The sequence below is a fragment of the Burkholderia lata genome (assembly GCF_000012945.1).
Classification (GTDB): Bacteria; Pseudomonadota; Gammaproteobacteria; order Burkholderiales; family Burkholderiaceae; genus Burkholderia; species Burkholderia lata.
In genome coordinates this window covers 3,039,709-3,055,846 of the sequence record NC_007510.1, presented here as the reverse complement: position 1 = coordinate 3,055,846, position 16,138 = coordinate 3,039,709, and the positions used below count along the sequence as shown (strand labels likewise).

The window sequence follows — 16,138 nt, the reverse complement described above, 5'->3', positions numbered from 1 at the left end:
GTCGTTACGGTGGTTTATTGCTTGCCGGCTGCCAGCGCGGCCGAGAGCGCGTCGAGCTGGCCGGCCATCCATTGCTGGAAGGTCTTGCCGGCCGGCTGCGTCTCGGTGACGCTGACGGTCGGCACGCCGCCGTCGCGCGCGATCTTCAGCATGCGCTTGGTCATCGGTTCTTCAGCCTGGCTGTTGTAGATCAGCACGCGCACCTGCTTCTTGCGCAGGTCGTTCTCGAATGCGGCGACGTCCTGCGCGCTCGCCTCGGTGTCGTTCATCGTCGCGAGCTGGAAGCGCTGGTTGCGCATGTCGAGGCCGATCGCGTCGGACATGTAGCCGAACACGGGCTCGGTGGCCGTGACCGGCACGCCCTTGTACTGCGCGCGCAGCGCGGCGACCTTGTCGTCGACGGGCTTCAGCGACGCGACGAACTTCTGCAGGTTCGCGTCGTATTCGGCCTTGTTCGCCGGGTCGGCGCGGCCGAGCTCGGCCGCGATCGCGCGCGCGGCGGCCGGCATCGTCGCCGGGTCGTACCACAGGTGCGGGTTGTCGCCGGCCTTCTTGCCGACCAGATCGGCGACGACGATCGTCGCGCGCTTCGCCTGCTTGGACGCGCCGAGCAGCTTGCTCATCCACGGGTCGTAGTTGGCGCCGTTGTAGATCACGACCTGCGCGTGCTGGAGCGCGCGGGCCGTTTTCGGGCTCGCTTCGAACAGGTGCGGATCCTGGTCCGGATTGCTGAGGATGCTCGTGACCGCGACGTGGCTGCCGCCGATTTGCGTCGCGACATCGCCGTAGAAATTCTCGGCGGCCACGACGTTGACGGTCGCGGCCTGCGCGAATGCGGGCGCCGCGAGCGACAGCGCGGCGACGGCGGCGGCGAGCCAGCGGACAGGCGACAGGGCACGCCGCGGCGCGCGCTTCAGGGCAATGGACATGGAACTCCTCGTTGGAAGGGGCGGCGCGTGCGCCGCGCGATGCGCGTCAGCGTTGCACCGGCTTGTGCTTGCAGTGCCCGCACAGGCCGCTCAGCTCGACGACCTGGTGGTGGACTTCGAAACCGTGTGCGGGCTCGCTCGCGGACAACTGCTTCGCGAGGTCGCCGCCGGGAATCTCGACGGTGTCGCCGCACGAATCGCAGATCAGGAACTGGCCTTCGTGCGGCACGCCGATCTCGCAGCATGCGAAGAACGCGTTCTTCGATTCGATCCGGTGGATGAAGCCGTGCTCGACGAGGAAATCCAGCGCGCGATAGACGGTCGTGGGCGGCACGCGGCCGCGCTGCGGCTCGAGTTCGGCGAGCAGGTCGTACGCGCCGATCGGGCGCTGCGCAGCCAGCACGCGTTCGTAGACCTGGCGGCGCAGCGGCGTCCACGCGAGCCCGTGCTCGGCGGCGAATGCGTCGGCCCGGGACAGCCGGGCGTCAATGGACGATGAGGTAGCCATGGCGTGAAGCAGGGCGTGAAACAAAGTATGGCGATGATATAACGTATCGCCGTGCCGTGCAGCGCGAATTCCCCTTTTCGTCCTCGCTCCGTCCCCTTCATCGCCGATCCGACCGCGCCGCACCGTGCGCGCTGTGCCTTGCCGGGCGTGCGCGGCGGGTTGCCGCGGTGCGCCGTCGTGCCGCAGCGCGTCATAGAAAGCCGTCACGTCGCCTTGACAGCGCGAATCGCGTATCCGATCATTCGATCACTAACAGAGCAATTGATCGGTTGGCGAGCGTTCGCTCACCTCGCGGCCGTCGTGAAGCAGAACGAACCGGAGACAGCCAGTGAGACTGGAAGACAAGGTCGCGATCCTGACGGGCGCCGCAAGCGGCATCGGCGAGGCGGTCGCGCAACGCTATCTGGACGAGGGCGCACGCTGCGTGCTCGTCGACCTGAAGCCGGCAGGCGGCTCGCTCGCGCGGCTCATCGAGGCGAACCCCGGCCGCGCGGTGGCCGTCACCGCGGACGTCACGCGCCGCGACGACATCGAGCGGATCGTCGCGACGACGGTCGAGCGCTTCGGCGGCGTCGACATCCTGTTCAACAACGCGGCGCTGTTCGACATGCGCCCGATCCTCGACGAATCGTGGGACGTGTTCGACCGGCTGTTCTCGGTCAACGTGAAAGGGCTGTTCTTCCTGATGCAGGCCGTCGCGCAGCGGATGGTCGAGCAGGGGCGCGGCGGCAAGATCGTCAACATGTCGTCGCAGGCCGGGCGTCGTGGCGAGGCACTCGTTTCGCACTACTGCGCGACCAAGGCCGCGGTGATCAGCTATACGCAGTCGGCCGCGCTCGCGCTCGCGCCGCACCGGATCAACGTGAACGGCATCGCGCCGGGCGTCGTCGACACGCCGATGTGGGAGCAGGTCGATGCGCTGTTCGCGCGCTACGAGAACCGGCCGCTCGGCGAGAAGAAGCGGCTCGTCGGCGAAGCCGTGCCGCTCGGCCGCATGGGCGTGCCGGGCGACCTGACCGGCGCGGCGCTGTTCCTCGCGTCGTCCGACGCCGACTACGTTACCGCCCAGACGCTGAACGTCGACGGCGGCAACTGGATGAGCTGATATGGTGCCGCTCGCACGCGCCATTTGCCGGCCGGCTCGCGACGCAGCGGTGTCGCCGCACGCCGCGGCCGCCGTCGAACGAGGAGGGGCCGCCTGATGGCCGAGATCGTCGTTGCCGGCGAACTGCTCGCCGAATTCGTCGCCGCCGAGCGCGGCCAGGGTTTCGATGCGCCGGGCCTGTTCGAAGGGCCGTTTCCGAGCGGTGCGCCGGCAATCTTCGCCGACCAGGCCGCGCGGCTCGGCGCACGCGTCGCGTATGCGGGCTGCGTCGGTCGCGATGCATTCGGCGACGCGATCGTCGCGCGGCTCGAACGCGATGGCGTCGACGTCGCGCGCATCCGTCGCGTCGCGCGCCCGACCGGCACCGCGTTCGTCGCGTATCGCGAAGACGGCTCGCGCAGCTTCGTCTATACGCTGTCCACCAGCGCGGCCGCGTGCGTCGATGCGCCCGATGTCGATACCGCGATGTTCGACGGCTGCCGCTATTTCCACGTGATGGGCTCGTCGCTGACGAGCGAATCGGCGATCGCGGCCGTGCAGCGCGGCGTGATCGAGGCGGCGCGCGCCGGCGCGAAAGTGTCGTTCGATCCGAACGTGCGGCCCGAAATGCTGAGCTTTCGCCCGATGCGCGCGGCACTCGACGTGATGCTCGACGCATGCCACCTGTTCCTGCCGAGCGAAGCCGATCTGCCGTTCTTCTGCGGGCCGCAGCCGGCCGAGCGCGCGATCGCGGGCCTGCTCGCGACGCATCCGCTGCTCGAACGTGTCGTGCTGAAACGCGGCGCGCAAGGCAGCGTCGCGTTCGATCGCGCGAACCGGGCGGAGGCTCCGGCGTTTCAGGTCGATGAACTCGACCCGACCGGAGCCGGCGACTGCTTCGGCGGCACGCTGGTCGCGAGCCTCGTCGCCGGCATGCCGATCGAGGTCGCACTGCGCCGCGCGAACGCGGCCGGGGCGATCGCGGTCACGCGGCGCGGCCCGATGGAAGGTAACAGCAGCGCGGCCGAAATCGACCGCTTCCTGACCGAACGAGGTATTGCATGTCCGGCCTGACGACCTTCGCCGAACGCTCGCGCACCGCGCATGCGGACGCGGTGCTGCGGATGATCTTCGACGCGAACCGCGCGGACGCGCAGCGCGGCATCTATTCGATCTGCAGCGCGCACCGGCTCGTGCTGGAGGCCGCATGCGAAGCGGCGCGCGCGGACGGTTCGCCTCTGCTGATCGAGGCGACCTGCAACCAGGTGAACCATCTCGGCGGCTATACGGGCATGACGCCCGCCGATTTCCGCCGCGACGTCGACGCGATTGCGCAACGTTGCGGGCTTGCGCCGTCGGCGCTCGTGCTCGGCGGCGACCACCTCGGCCCGAATCCGTGGCGGCATCGGCGCGCAGCCGACGCAATGCGCGAAGCGGGCGCGATGGTCGCCGCGTACGTCGAAGCCGGCTTCGAAAAGATCCACCTCGATGCGAGCATGGCGTGCGCGGACGATCCGGTGCGGCTCGACGATCGCACGATCGCCGCACGCGCGGCCGAACTGTGCCGCGCGGCGGAAGACGCGGCTGCGCGCGCCGGCATGGCGCCCGTCTACGTGATCGGCACCGAGGTGCCGACACCGGGCGGCGAAGTCAGCGGCAGCGGCGACGATGCGGCGATCGCGCAGATCGCGGTCACGCGCAGCGACAGCATCGCGGCGACGCTCGATGCGCACCGCCACGCGTTCGCGGCGGCCGGGCTCGACGATGCATGGACGCGTGTCGTGGCGATCGTCGCGCAGCCGGGTGTCGACTTCGACGATCGCCACGTGCTCGACTACGACAGCGCCAGGGCCGCGTCGCTCGGCGCGAGTATCCTGCAGACACCGCGTCTCGTGTTCGAAGCGCATTCGACCGACTACCAGACCGAGGGCGCACTCGCCGCGCTCGTGCGCGACCACTTCGCGGTGCTGAAGGTCGGCCCGGCGCTGACGTTCGCGCTGCGCGAGGCGCTGTTCGCGCTGACCTTCATCGAGGACGCGCTGATTGGCGAGCTCGCGCAGCGCTCGCGGTTGCGCGACGTCGTCGACGCCGCGATGCGTGCGCAGCCCGAGCACTGGGCACCGTACTACCGTGGCGACGAAACCGAGCAGCGGCTCGCGCGCCAGTTCAGCTACAGCGACCGGATCCGCTACTACTGGCTGCAGCCGGCCGTCGCGGCCGCGGTCGAGCAACTCTTCGACAACCTCGCGCGGCAGCCGGTGCCGGAAACGCTCGTCGCGCAGTGGTTGCCGGACGTGTACGCGGCTTGCCGCGCGGGCGGCCTCGCAAAAGAGCCGCGCGCCTGGGTGCGCCACCGGATACGCGACGTGATCGCGCACTATGCGCGCGCGTGCGGAATGCAGCGGCCGGCGTGACGGGCCGCGAAGGAAACGCAGTACCGACGACACTTCGAACAAACACAGGAGACATGCCATGCAACGAAAGATGCTCGACGCCGCCGCGCGCTGCTTCGCCGGAGCCGCGCTCGCGACGGCGGCCAGCGCCGCGTCCGCCGGCACGCTGACGATCGCGACGCTGAACAATCCCGACATGATCGAGCTGAAGAAGCTGTCGCCGGCGTTCGAGAAGGCGAACCCGGACATCAAGCTGAACTGGGTGATCCTCGAGGAGAACGTGCTGCGCCAGCGCGCGACGACCGACATCACGACCGGCAGCGGCCAGTTCGACGTGATGGCGATCGGCACCTACGAGACGCCGCAGTGGGGCAAGCGCGGCTGGCTCGCGCCGATGACGGGCCTGCCCGCCGACTACGACCTGAACGACATCGTGAAGACCGCGCGCGACAGCCTGTCGTACAACGGCCAGCTGTACGCGCTGCCGTTCTACGTCGAGAGCTCGATGACGTTCTACCGCAAGGACCTGTTCGCGGCGAAGGGGCTGAAGATGCCCGACCAGCCGACCTACGACCAGATCGCCGAATTCGCGGACAAGCTCACCGACAAGGCGAAGGGCACCTACGGGATCTGCCTGCGCGGCAAGGCCGGCTGGGGCGAGAACATGGCGTACGTGTCGACGGTCGTGAACACGTTCGGCGGGCGCTGGTTCGACGAGAACTGGAATGCGCAGCTCACGTCGCCGGAATGGAAGAAGGCGATCACGTTCTACGTGAACCTGCTGAAGAAAGACGGCCCGCCGGGAGCGAGCTCGAACGGCTTCAACGAGAACCTGACCCTGACCGCATCGGGCAAGTGCGCGATGTGGATCGATGCGACGGTCGCGGCCGGCATGCTCTATAACAAACAGCAGTCGCAGGTCGCCGACAAGATCGGCTTCGCGGCCGCGCCGGTCGCGGCCACGCCGAAGGGCTCGCACTGGCTGTGGGCGTGGGCGCTGGCCGTGCCGAAGACGTCGAAGCAGCAGGACGCCGCACGCAAGTTCATCGCGTGGGCGACGTCGAAGCAGTACATCGAGATGGTCGGCAAGGATGAAGGCTGGGCGTCGGTGCCGCCGGGCACGCGCACGTCGACGTATCAGCGCCCCGAGTACAAGGCCGCCGCGCCGTTCTCGGACTTCGTGCTGAAGGCGATCGAGACGGCCGACCCGAACGATCCGTCGCTGAAGAAGGTGCCGTACACGGGCGTGCAGTACGTCGGGATTCCTGAATTCCAGTCGTTCGGCACGGTGGTCGGCCAGTCGATCGCCGGTGCGGTGGCCGGCCAGATGACGGTCGACCAGGCGCTTGCCGCCGGGCAGGCCGCCGCCGACCGCGCAGTGCGGCAGGCCGGCTACAAGAAGTAACGCGGCCCGCACCGTGCGCGCTGGCGCACGGTGCGCGTCGTCGAAGCTGACAGGCGGGCAAGCCTTCGCGCCCGCGCATCAACCGGAGGGACTCCGATCATGCGTCACCTGCGTCTTCCCCTGAGCCATGCTCACGCGCCGTCGGTCGGCGACGCGTCGTCGCCGCCCGGCGCGCCGCGCCGCACGCGCGGCGGTGCGAGCTGGCTCGTCTCGCCGTCCGTCGCGGTGCTGCTGCTGTGGATGTCGATTCCGCTCGCGATGACGATCTGGTATTCGTTCTCGCGCTACAACCTGCTGAACCCGGACGTGAAGGGTTTCGCCGGGCTCGACAACTACCGCTTCCTCGCGACCGATCCGTCGTTCCTGCCCGCGATCTGGCACACGCTCGTGCTGATCGGCGCGGTGCTCGCGATCACGGTGATCGGCGGCGTGCTGATGTCCGTGCTGTTCGACCGCAAGTTCTACGGGCAGGGCGTCGCCCGCCTGCTCGCGATCGCGCCGTTCTTCGTGATGCCGACCGTGTCCGCGCTGATCTGGAAGAACATGATCCTGCATCCGGTGTACGGGCTCGTCGCGAACGCGATGCGTGCGCTCGGGATGACGCCGATCGACTGGTTCGCCGATTACCCGCTCACCGCGGTGATCATCATCGTCGCGTGGCAGTGGCTGCCGTTCGCGTTCCTTATCCTGTTCACCGCGATCCAGTCGCTCGACCAGGAGCAGAAGGAAGCCGCACGCATCGACGGCGCGGGCCCGATCGCGATGTTCTTCTACATCACGCTGCCGCACCTGAAGCGCGCGATCGCCGTGGTCGTGATGATGGAGACGATCTTCCTGCTGTCGATTTTCGCGGAAATCTATACGACGACCGGCGGCGGCCCCGGCGACGCGACGACCAACCTGTCGTACCTGATCTATGCGCTCGGCCTGCAGCAGTTCGACGTCGGCCTCGCGTCCGCCGGCGGCATCATCGCCGTGGTGGTTGCGAACGTCGTGTCGTTCTTCCTCGTGCGGATGCTCGCGCGCAACCTGAAGGGAGAGTACGAGAAATGAGCGACCTGACCTTCGAAGGCCGGCGCGTGCCGGCCGTGTTCGACCTCGTGCGGCGCGCGCTGCCCGGCACGCTCGCATGGCTGATCGCGCTGCTGCTGTTCTTTCCGATCTTCTGGATGGCGATCACCGCGTTCAAGACCGAGCAGCAGGCGTATGCGTCGACGCTGTTCTTCATCCCGACGCTCGACAGCTTCCGCGAGGTATTCGCGCGCAGCAACTACTTCGCGTTCGCGTGGAATTCGGTGCTGATCTCGGCGGGCGTCACGGTGATCTCGCTGCTGTTCGCGGTGCCGGCCGCGTACGCGATGGCGTTCTTCCCGAACCACCGCACGCAGAAGGTGCTGCTGTGGATGCTGTCGACCAAGATGATGCCGTCGGTCGGCGTGCTCGTGCCGATCTACCTGCTGTGGAAGAACGCGGGGCTGCTCGATACCGTGTCGGGCCTCGTGATCGTCTACACGCTGATCAACCTGCCGATCGCGGTGTGGATGACCTTCACGTACTTCAACGAGATCCCGAAGGACATCCTCGAAGCGGGGCGCATCGACGGCGCGTCGACGTGGCAGGAGATCGTCTACCTGCTGATGCCGATGGCGCTGCCGGGGCTCGCGTCCACCGCGCTGCTGCTCGTGATCCTGTCGTGGAACGAGGCGTTCTGGAGCATCAACCTGTCGAGCTCGAACGCGGCGCCGCTGACCGTGTTCATCGCGTCGTACTCGAGCCCCGAGGGGCTGTTCTGGGCGAAGCTGTCCGCGGCTTCGTTGCTGGCCGTCGCACCGATCCTGATCGTCGGCTGGCTGTCGCAGAAGCAGCTCGTGCGCGGGCTCACGTTCGGAGCCGTCAAATGACCGCGATGAACGTCCTGATCTGCGATTGCGACGGCGTGCTGATCGACAGCGAAGCGGTGGCGGCCGACGTGATCGTGCGCGAACTCGATGCCCGCTGGCCGGGTGTCGATGCGCGGCCCGCCGTGATGCCGCTGCTCGGGCTGCGGATCGAACGCGTGCTGGCCGGCGCGGGCGAGGCCGTCGGCCGCACGCTGTCGAACGACGATGTCGTCGAAATCCGCGCCGCGGTCGAGGCGGCGGCCGTCAATGCGCCGATGGTCGACGGCATCGATGCGGCGTTGGCCGCGATTCAACTGACGACGGCCTGCGCGAGCAACAGCTACCGCGCGTACGTCGAGGCGGCGCTGGCGCGCACGGGCCTCGCGCGCTTCTTCGGTAACCGGCTGTTCTGCGCGGATGCCGTCGCGCGGCCGAAGCCGGCGCCCGACGTGTATCTCGCCGCTGCGCGCACGCTCGGCGTCGCGCCGGCCCAGTGCCTCGTGGTCGAGGATAGCGTGACCGGCATCACCGCGGCGGCCGCGGCCGGCATGACCGTGCTCGGCTTCGTCGGCGGCGGGCACGCGTCGGCCGCGCAGATCGACGCGCTGCGCGGAATCGGCGCGCGTCACGTATTCGACGACATGCACGAGCTACCCGGCTACGTCGCGCGCTGGCAGGCGACCGGCGCGGTACTGCCGAACTGACAATCACTGGCAACGCCAAGGCGCCGCGCTCGACGCGGCGCATCACGAACGAACGGAGACAGATCATGGCAAGCGTGCTCCTGCGCAATATCGCGAAGCGCTACGACGACACCGAAGTGCTGCGCAACGTGAACCTCGACATCGCCGACGGCGAATTCGTCGTGTTCGTCGGCCCGAGCGGCTGCGGCAAATCCACGCTGATGCGGATGATCGCCGGTCTCGAGGATATTTCGAGCGGCGACCTGCTGATCGACGGCGCGAAGGTCAACGACGTGCCGAGCGCGAAGCGCGGCATCGCGATGGTGTTCCAGTCGTATGCGCTGTACCCGCACATGACGCTGTACGACAACATGGCGTTCGGGCTGAAGCTCGCGGGCGCGAAGAAGCCGGAGATCGACCAGGCCGTGAAGCAGGCCGCGAAGATCCTGCACATCGACCATCTGCTCGATCGCAAGCCGAAGCAGCTGTCGGGCGGCCAGCGGCAGCGCGTCGCGATCGGCCGTGCGATCACGCGCAAGCCGAAGGTGTTCCTGTTCGACGAGCCGCTGTCGAACCTCGACGCGGCGTTGCGCGTGAAGATGCGGCTGGAGTTCGCGCGGCTGCACGACGAGCTGAAGACAACGATGATCTACGTGACGCACGACCAGGTCGAGGCGATGACGCTCGCGGACAAGATCGTTGTGCTGTCGGGCGGCGCGGTGCAGCAGGTCGGTACGCCGAACGAGCTGTATCACGCGCCGGCGAACCAGTTCGTCGCGGGCTTCATCGGCTCGCCGAAGATGAACTTCCTGAAGGGCACCGTCGAATCGGTCGATGCCGGTGGTGTGCTCGTGCGTTTCGACAGCGGCGAGACGCAGCGCGTCGCGGTCGAAGCGACAGGGCTGCAGCGCGGTGCGGCGGTGACGGTCGGCGTGCGGCCCGAGCACCTGAAAGTCGAAGCCGCGGCGACCGGCGTCGCCGCGAAGACGATGGCCGTCGAATCGCTCGGCGATGCCGCGTACCTGTATGCGGAATCGGCCGTCGCGCCGGACGGGCTGATCGCGCGGATTCCGCCGCTCGATACGTACCGCACCGGCGAGGCACTGCACGTGCACGCGGAAGCCGAGCATTGCCACCTGTTCGACGAGCACGGGCAGGCGTTCCGCCGGCTGAGCGTGCACGCGAAGGCCGCATGACGGCCGGCCGCGCTCACACCGGCAGGTGCGCGGCCATGTAATCGACGAACGCGCGCAGCTTCGGCGTCGGGTGGCGCCCTGACGGCCACAGCACGTAGATCGGCGTGCAGCTCGCGATGTGCTCGTCGAGCACCGCGCGCAGCGTGCCGTCTTCGAGCGCGTCGCGCACGAAGAAGATGGGCAGGCACGCGATGCCGAGCCCGCGCAGCGCGAAGCACAAGCGCGCTTCCGCGCTGTTGCTGACCATCGCGACCGGCACCTCGGGCAGCGTGCCCGCGCGCGGTACGCGCAGCGGCCAGGTTTCGAGCTTGCCGCTGGTCGGGAAACGGTAGTGCAGGCAGCGGTGCTGCGTGAGATCGGCCGGCGTGCGCGGCGTACCGTGCCGGTCGAGATAGTCGGGCGACGCGACGAGGTGCTGGCGGAAGTGGCCGAGCAGCCGCGACGACAGCCGCGAATCCGACGGCTGGCCGGTGCGTAGCACCGCGTCGAAGCCTTCGTCGACGACGTCGACGAGCCGGTCGCTGAAATCGATGTCGAGCTCGATCTCCGGATACGCGGCCATGAAATCGGCGAGCACCGGCAGCAGCAGCGTGCCGATCGTCGGCAGGCTCACGCGCAGGCGCCCGCGCGGCGCTTCGGCGCTGTGCGTCAGTTCCTGCTCGGCCGCGTCGAGCTCGGCGAGCACGCGCCGGCACCGTTCGAGAAAGCGCGTGCCTTCGGCCGTCAGCGTGATGCTGCGCGTGCTGCGGTGAAAGAGCCGCACGTTCAGGCGTGCCTCCAGCCGCGCGATGCGCTTGCCGATCGCCGATGCCGACAGCCCGAGCGCGCGCCCGGCCGCGACGAAACTGCGCGTTTCCGCGACCTGAACGAACACGACGAAGCCGCCGAGGTTTTCCATGCGAGTTTCCGATTGCGGACGCCGGCGTCCGGATTGTCCGGAACTCTACCCGGGTTTTTCTTCTTGCGTCGGCTCCCTACGATGAGCGCTCGTTCACTGTATGAGGTCACGCCATGTCATCCCTGCCTGTCTCCGCTGTGCGCGCGGAACCGGACGCCGCGCTGCGCCACCGGCTCGACGATGCGCTCGATCGCGCGCTTGCCGACGCGCGCATGGTCGGTGCGGTCGTGCTGGTCGCGCGGGACGGCGAGCTGCGCTATGCGCGCGCCGTCGGGCTTGCCGATCGCGAAGCCGGCACGCCGATGCGGGAAGACGCGCTGTTCCGTCTGTCGTCGGTCACGAAGCCGGTCGTGGCGGCCGCCGCGATGCGGCTGGTCGCGGCAGGCAGCATCGCGCTCGACGATCCGGTCACGCGCTGGTTGCCCGGGTTCCGTCCGGCGTTGCCAGACGGCACGCCTGCCGTCATCACGTTGCGTCATCTGCTATCGCATACGGCCGGCCTCGGCTACCGCTTCCTCGAAGCGGACGGCGACGGCCCGTATGCGCGCGCCAGCGTGTCCGACGGGATGGATCGCTCGGGTCTGTCGCTCGCCGAGAACCTGCGGCGCATCGCCGGCGTGCCGCTGCAGTTCGCGCCGGGCACGTCGTGGGGCTATTCGCTCGCGATCGACGTGGTCGGCGCGCTGATCGAGGCGGTCGACGGGCGGCCGCTCGCCGACGCGGTGGCCGCACTCGTCACGACACCGCTCGGGATGACCGACACCGCGTTCGTCGCGCCCGACGCCACGCGCTTCGCGACGCCGTACGTGAGCACGCCGGGCGCCCCGCGCCGGATGGCGGACGTCGATCTCGTGCCGGTGTTCGACGGCACGATCGGCATCCGCTTCGAGCCGGCGCGCGCGTTCGATGTCGATGCGTGGCCGTCGGGCGGCGCGGGGATGGTCGGTACCGCGCGCGACTGCGTGACGCTGCTCGACACGCTGCGCACGGGCCGTGACGGTTGGCTTGGGCGCGCATGGACCGACGAGATGGCGCGCGCGCAGCCGGGTGCGCACGACCTGCGGGATGCGCCGGGTTTCGGCTTCGGGCTCGGCTTTTCGGTGCTGCGCGACCCGGTGGCCGCGCAGTCGCCGGAGTCGGTCGGCACCTGGCGCGGCGGCGGCGCATACGGGCATACGTGGTTCGTCGACCGCGCGGCCGGGCTGACGGTCGTCGCGCTGTCCAACACGCTGTACGAGGGCCTCAATGGGCGGATCGTGACCTGTGTGCGCGATGCGGTCTACGGCGTCGGAACCGGGAGCGCGGCATGAGCGATTGCACGTCGATCGATGACGAACTGGCCGTGCGACCGGTGCAGGCCGGCACGCGCCTGCCGGTCGCGAACCTGCTGGCGCTCGCGACGGCCGGTTTCATCACGATCCTCACCGAAGCGTTGCCGGCCGGCCTGCTGCCGCTGATGAGCGTCGACCTGCGCGTGACCGAGGCGCTGATCGGCCAGCTCGTGACCGTGTATGCACTCGGCTCGATCGTCGCGGCGATTCCGCTCGTCGCCGCGACGCGCGCGATGCGCCGGCGCAGCCTGCTGCTCGCGGCGCTGGCCGGCTTCGTCGTGTCGAATGCGCTGACGGCGGTGTCGCCGTACTACGCGCTCACGCTTGCCGCGCGTTTCGTCGCGGGGATGGCGGCCGGGCTGCTGTGGGCGCTGCTGGCCGGCTATGCGAGCCGGATGGTCGATGCGTCGCTGCGTGGACGCGCGATCGCGGTCGCGATGCTCGGCGCGCCGGTCGCGATGTCGATCGGCATTCCGGCCGGCACCGCGTTAGGGGCGGCATTCGGATGGCGCATCGCGTTCGCGGGCATCACGCTCGCGGCGCTCGTGCTGATCGGCTGGATCCGCTGGCGCGTGCCCGACTATCCGGGGCAACAGGCCGGCGCGCGCGAGCCGGTGCTCGGCGTGATGACGCTGCCCGGCGTGCGGCCGGTGCTGACCGTGATGTTTGCGTACGTGCTCGCGCACAACATGCTGTACACCTACGTCGCGCCGTTTCTCGCGGGCGTGCGGATGGGCGCGCAGGTCGATGCGGTGCTGCTCGTGTTCGGTATCGCGTCGCTGGTCGGCATCGCGCTGACGGGTGCCTGGATCGGCGCTGCGCAGCGACGTCTGACGCTCGTCAGCATCGCGCTGTTCGCGATCGCGGCGGCGATGCTTGGCGCCGGTTCCGGAATGGCGATCGTCTATGCGGGCGTCGCGCTGTGGGGGCTCGCGTTCGGCGGCGCGCCGACGCTGTTCCAGACGGCCACCGCGAACGCGGCAGGGGAGGCGGCCGACGTCGCGCAGTCGATGCTTGTGACGGTGTGGAATCTCGCGATCGCGGGCGGCGGCATCGCGGGCGGGATGCTGCTCGGCGCAACGGGCGCCGGTGCGATTCCGTGGGTGCTCGTCGCGCTGCTGGCGGCGGCCTGGGTCGGCGCGTGGCGTGCGCGCTGGCATGCGTTTCCGGCACCGCACGCGGCTTGAGCGTTCGACTGCCGCGCGCGGTGCGCGGCTTCGGCGTCAGGCCGCCTTCGCGTCGAGCGCGGCGCGCGCGCAGGTTTCGTCGGTGACGAGGCCCGACAGCCAGCCGCCACGCAGCGCGGCGATCACCGCATCGCGCTTCTTCGGGCCGCCGGCGAACGCGATCGTCGGGCGCTTCGGCGGCGTGGCGAGCGACACGCTCGTCACGCGCGCGCTCGTCGACACGGCGATCTGCGTACCCTGCGCGTCGATCGGCACGCCGAGCAGTTCGGCCACCGCGCCGAGCGCGGTCATCTCGTCGCGCTCCTGTTCGGTGATGAAGCCGTCTTCGTAGAGCGGGCAGTGCGGGCCGATGTTGCCGATCCCGACGAACGCGACGTCGGCCTTGCCCGACAGCGCCTCGACGATCCGGTACAGCCGGTGATTGCACCACTGCGCGCGCTCGGCATCGCTGTCGGCGAACAGCGGCGCGGGCAGCAGGAAGTGCTTGCTGCCGGTTTTTTCGGAGATGTACTGCGCGACGTCGTAGCGGTTCGACGAACCGTCGGCGGCGATCGCGCCGACCATCGACACGAGCCGGTGCTGCGGCCGGTCGATCTGCGCGATCTGCGCGACCGCGGCCTTCAGCGTCCGGCCGCTGCTGACCGCGATCACCATCGGCCGCGTTTCGTTCAGGTAGCGCTCCATCACCTGCGCGCCGGCGACCGCGAGCTTGCGGTCGATCGCGTCGGGCGCGTCGGCATCGACGGGTACGACTTCGCACATCGCGAGGCCGTAGCGTTTCGAGAGCTGCGCGCCGAGATCGAGACAGTCGGCGAGCTGGTGGTCGACGCGCACGCGGATCAGGTTCTTCTCGACCGCGAACGCGACGAGGCGCTGCGCGACCGGGCGCGACACCTGCAGCTTTTCCGCGATTTCGTTCTGCGTGTCGCCCGCGACGTAGTAGAGCCACGCGGCACGCGTGGCGAGATCGAGTTTTTCTGAGGACTTGGACACGATAGCGATTCGATTCGGATCTGGGGGCCGCCCCGCGGGCCGGCCGGCGGGCCGCATGACGGCATCCACTGTACCGCATGTCGCGCGCGCGGCCGGCGGCCGCCACGCGTGACGTGCGGCGCTTACGCGAGCCGCGCGCGCGACGGTTCGTACAGCGGCTGCACGTGACGGTACAGCGCGCGGAACGCGTCGAGGCGTTCGCGCAGCAGCGCATGGCGGGCGGCATCCGGCGCGTACTCGGCGCGCACCGGCGGCTTGGTCAGCACCGCATGCGGATCGCCGCCGACGGCCAGCCAGCCAAGCCGGGCCGCGCCGAGCGCCGCGCCCGTTTCGCCGCCGCCGTGCTGGCGCGTGCGCACGTTCAGCGCATCGGCGATCAGTTGCGCCCAGAACGCGCTGCGCGCGCCGCCGCCGATCAGCGACAGCTGATCGGTTTCGACACCGGCCGCATGCAGCGCGTCGAGACCGTCGGCGAGGCCGAGCGTCACGCCTTCGAGCACCGCGTAGCCGAGGTGTGCGCGTTCGGTCGCATGCGTCATTCCGAAGAACACGCCCTGCGCGTACGGATCGTTGTGCGGCGTGCGCTCGCCGGACAGGTAGGGCAGGAACAGCGGCGCCGTCGCGAGCGCGTCGGCGTCGAGCGCCTCGACTTCGGCGAGCAGCGCGGGCTCGTCGGTACCGGTCAGCTTGCAGACCCAGCGCAGGCAGCTCGCGGCCGACAGCACGACGCTCATCAATTGCCAGCGATCGGGAATCGCGTGGCAGAACGCATGCACGGCCGATGAAGGGTTCGGCATGAAGCGATCGCCGACCACGCTCAGCACGCCGGACGTGCCGAGCGATACGAAGCCGTCGCCTGCATGGATCGCGCCGATGCCGAGCGCGCTCGTCGCGTTGTCGCCGCCGCCGCCGGCCACCACGACGGCTTCCGACAGCCCGAGTTCGCGTGCGATGTCCGCGCGCAGCGTGCCGGACGGCGCATTGCCTTCGACGATGCGCGGCATCTGGTCACGTGTCATTCCGCATGCGGCGAGCAGCGCGTCGGACCAGTCGCGGCGTGCGACGTCGAGCCACAGCGTGCCGGCCGCGTCCGACGGATCGGACACCTTCGCGCCGGTCAGCCGGAACCGCAGGTAATCCTTCGGCATCAACACGCACGCGGTCGCCGCGAACACGTCGGGCTCGTGCTTCGCGACCCACAGCAGTTTCGGCGCGGTGAAGCCCGGCATCGCGAGATTGCCGGCCAGTGCGTGGAGATCGGGCGCGCGGTCGGTGAGCAGCGCACATTCGTCGGCGCTGCGCATGTCGTTCCACAGGATCGCGGGGCGCAGCACGCGATCGTCGCGCCCGAGCAGCACGGCGCCGTGCATCTGGCCCGACAGGCCGATGCCGCGCACGGCCGCGAACGCCTCGCGGTGCCGCTCGCGCAGGGTCGCGAGCGCGGCGAGCGTGCCTTGCCACCAGTCGTCCGGATGCTGCTCGGCCCAGCGCGGGTGCGGCCGCGACACGCTGAACGGCGAGCCGGCGGTGCCGACGACCGTGCCGTCCGGGGCGAGCAGCAGCACCTTCACTTCCGAGGTGCCGAGGTCGATGCCGAGATACATGAGCGATCCGTTCCGTCAGTGGGGAGTCGCTACTTTAGCCGCGCGGC

15 protein-coding genes are annotated in these 16,138 nt (G+C 69.4%); 10 read left to right on the top strand and 5 right to left on the bottom strand.

The annotated features are described in order from the left end of the window. Nucleotides 1-14 precede the first annotated feature (14 nt). Together BCEP18194_RS19840 and BCEP18194_RS19835 are read right to left on the bottom strand one after the other, a co-directional pair. A complete protein-coding gene (locus tag BCEP18194_RS19840) occupies nt 15-929 on the bottom strand; it encodes a metal ABC transporter solute-binding protein, Zn/Mn family (protein WP_011353041.1) in 915 nt (304 codons plus the stop codon). 46 nt (nt 930-975) lie between these two features. Further along, on the bottom strand, nt 976-1,437 hold the full coding sequence (locus BCEP18194_RS19835) for a Fur family transcriptional regulator (protein WP_011353040.1): 462 nt from the start codon (nt 1,435-1,437) through the stop codon (nt 976-978). Between the two features lie 328 nt (nt 1,438-1,765). On the opposite strand from BCEP18194_RS19835, the gene BCEP18194_RS19830 reads away from it, so the two are divergent. From BCEP18194_RS19830 to BCEP18194_RS19795, 8 genes are all read left to right on the top strand, one after another. Further along, nucleotides 1,766-2,542 (top strand): L-iditol 2-dehydrogenase, encoded by a 777-nt coding sequence (locus BCEP18194_RS19830; RefSeq protein ID WP_011353039.1) that lies wholly within the window; start codon nt 1,766-1,768, stop codon nt 2,540-2,542. Nucleotides 2,543-2,638: 96 nt separating this feature from the next. Continuing rightward, nucleotides 2,639-3,595, top strand: coding sequence for a sugar kinase (locus BCEP18194_RS19825; protein WP_011353038.1), 957 nt, complete (start codon nt 2,639-2,641; stop codon nt 3,593-3,595). Next, complete coding sequence (locus tag BCEP18194_RS19820; protein WP_011353037.1) at nt 3,583-4,935, top strand: D-tagatose-bisphosphate aldolase, class II, non-catalytic subunit; 1,353 nt, start codon at nt 3,583-3,585, stop codon at nt 4,933-4,935. Before BCEP18194_RS19825 ends, BCEP18194_RS19820 begins: the two co-directional genes overlap by 13 nt. Nucleotides 4,936-4,993: 58 nt before the next feature. After that, nucleotides 4,994-6,319, top strand: a complete 1,326-nt coding sequence (locus tag BCEP18194_RS19815; RefSeq protein WP_011353036.1) for an ABC transporter substrate-binding protein — start codon at nt 4,994-4,996, stop codon at nt 6,317-6,319. Nucleotides 6,320-6,418: 99 nt separating this feature from the next. Beyond that, nucleotides 6,419-7,372 carry a carbohydrate ABC transporter permease gene (locus BCEP18194_RS19810; RefSeq protein ID WP_011353035.1) on the top strand — a complete coding sequence of 318 codons (954 nt, stop codon included), beginning with the start codon at nt 6,419-6,421 and terminating at the stop codon, nt 7,370-7,372. Then, nucleotides 7,369-8,220, top strand: coding sequence for a carbohydrate ABC transporter permease (locus BCEP18194_RS19805; RefSeq protein ID WP_011353034.1), 852 nt, complete (start codon nt 7,369-7,371; stop codon nt 8,218-8,220). Before BCEP18194_RS19810 ends, BCEP18194_RS19805 begins: the two co-directional genes overlap by 4 nt. Further along, a complete protein-coding gene (locus BCEP18194_RS19800; protein ID WP_011353033.1) occupies nt 8,217-8,903 on the top strand; it encodes an HAD family hydrolase in 687 nt (228 codons plus the stop codon). The genes BCEP18194_RS19805 and BCEP18194_RS19800 overlap by 4 nt, the downstream gene beginning before the upstream one ends. A 65-nt stretch (nt 8,904-8,968) precedes the next feature. Next, complete coding sequence (locus tag BCEP18194_RS19795) at nt 8,969-10,078, top strand: ABC transporter ATP-binding protein (RefSeq protein WP_011353032.1); 1,110 nt, start codon at nt 8,969-8,971, stop codon at nt 10,076-10,078. A 13-nt stretch (nt 10,079-10,091) separates the two neighbouring features. Here the strand turns inward: BCEP18194_RS19795 and BCEP18194_RS19790 are convergent, their stop codons facing one another. After that, nucleotides 10,092-10,976: a LysR family transcriptional regulator gene (locus BCEP18194_RS19790; RefSeq protein ID WP_011353031.1), complete on the bottom strand. Its 885-nt coding sequence runs from the start codon at nt 10,974-10,976 to the stop codon at nt 10,092-10,094. Between the two features lie 113 nt (nt 10,977-11,089). On the opposite strand from BCEP18194_RS19790, the gene BCEP18194_RS19785 reads away from it, so the two are divergent. Continuing rightward, the gene (locus BCEP18194_RS19785; RefSeq protein ID WP_011353030.1) at nt 11,090-12,286 is read left to right on the top strand and encodes a serine hydrolase domain-containing protein; all 1,197 of its coding nucleotides are present in this window, start codon (nt 11,090-11,092) and stop codon (nt 12,284-12,286) included. After that, entirely contained in the window at nt 12,283-13,494 is a 1,212-nt protein-coding gene (locus BCEP18194_RS19780; protein ID WP_011353029.1) for an MFS transporter, read from the top strand. Before BCEP18194_RS19785 ends, BCEP18194_RS19780 begins: the two co-directional genes overlap by 4 nt. A gap of 36 nt (nt 13,495-13,530) precedes the next feature. On the opposite strand, the gene BCEP18194_RS19775 is transcribed toward BCEP18194_RS19780, so the two are convergent. Further along, on the bottom strand, nt 13,531-14,544 hold the full coding sequence (locus BCEP18194_RS19775) for a sugar-binding transcriptional regulator (RefSeq protein ID WP_011353028.1): 1,014 nt from the start codon (nt 14,542-14,544) through the stop codon (nt 13,531-13,533). A 65-nt stretch (nt 14,545-14,609) separates the two neighbouring features. After that, complete coding sequence (gene xylB, locus BCEP18194_RS19770) at nt 14,610-16,091, bottom strand: xylulokinase (RefSeq protein ID WP_011353027.1); 1,482 nt, start codon at nt 16,089-16,091, stop codon at nt 14,610-14,612. Nucleotides 16,092-16,138: the final 47 nt, after the last annotated feature.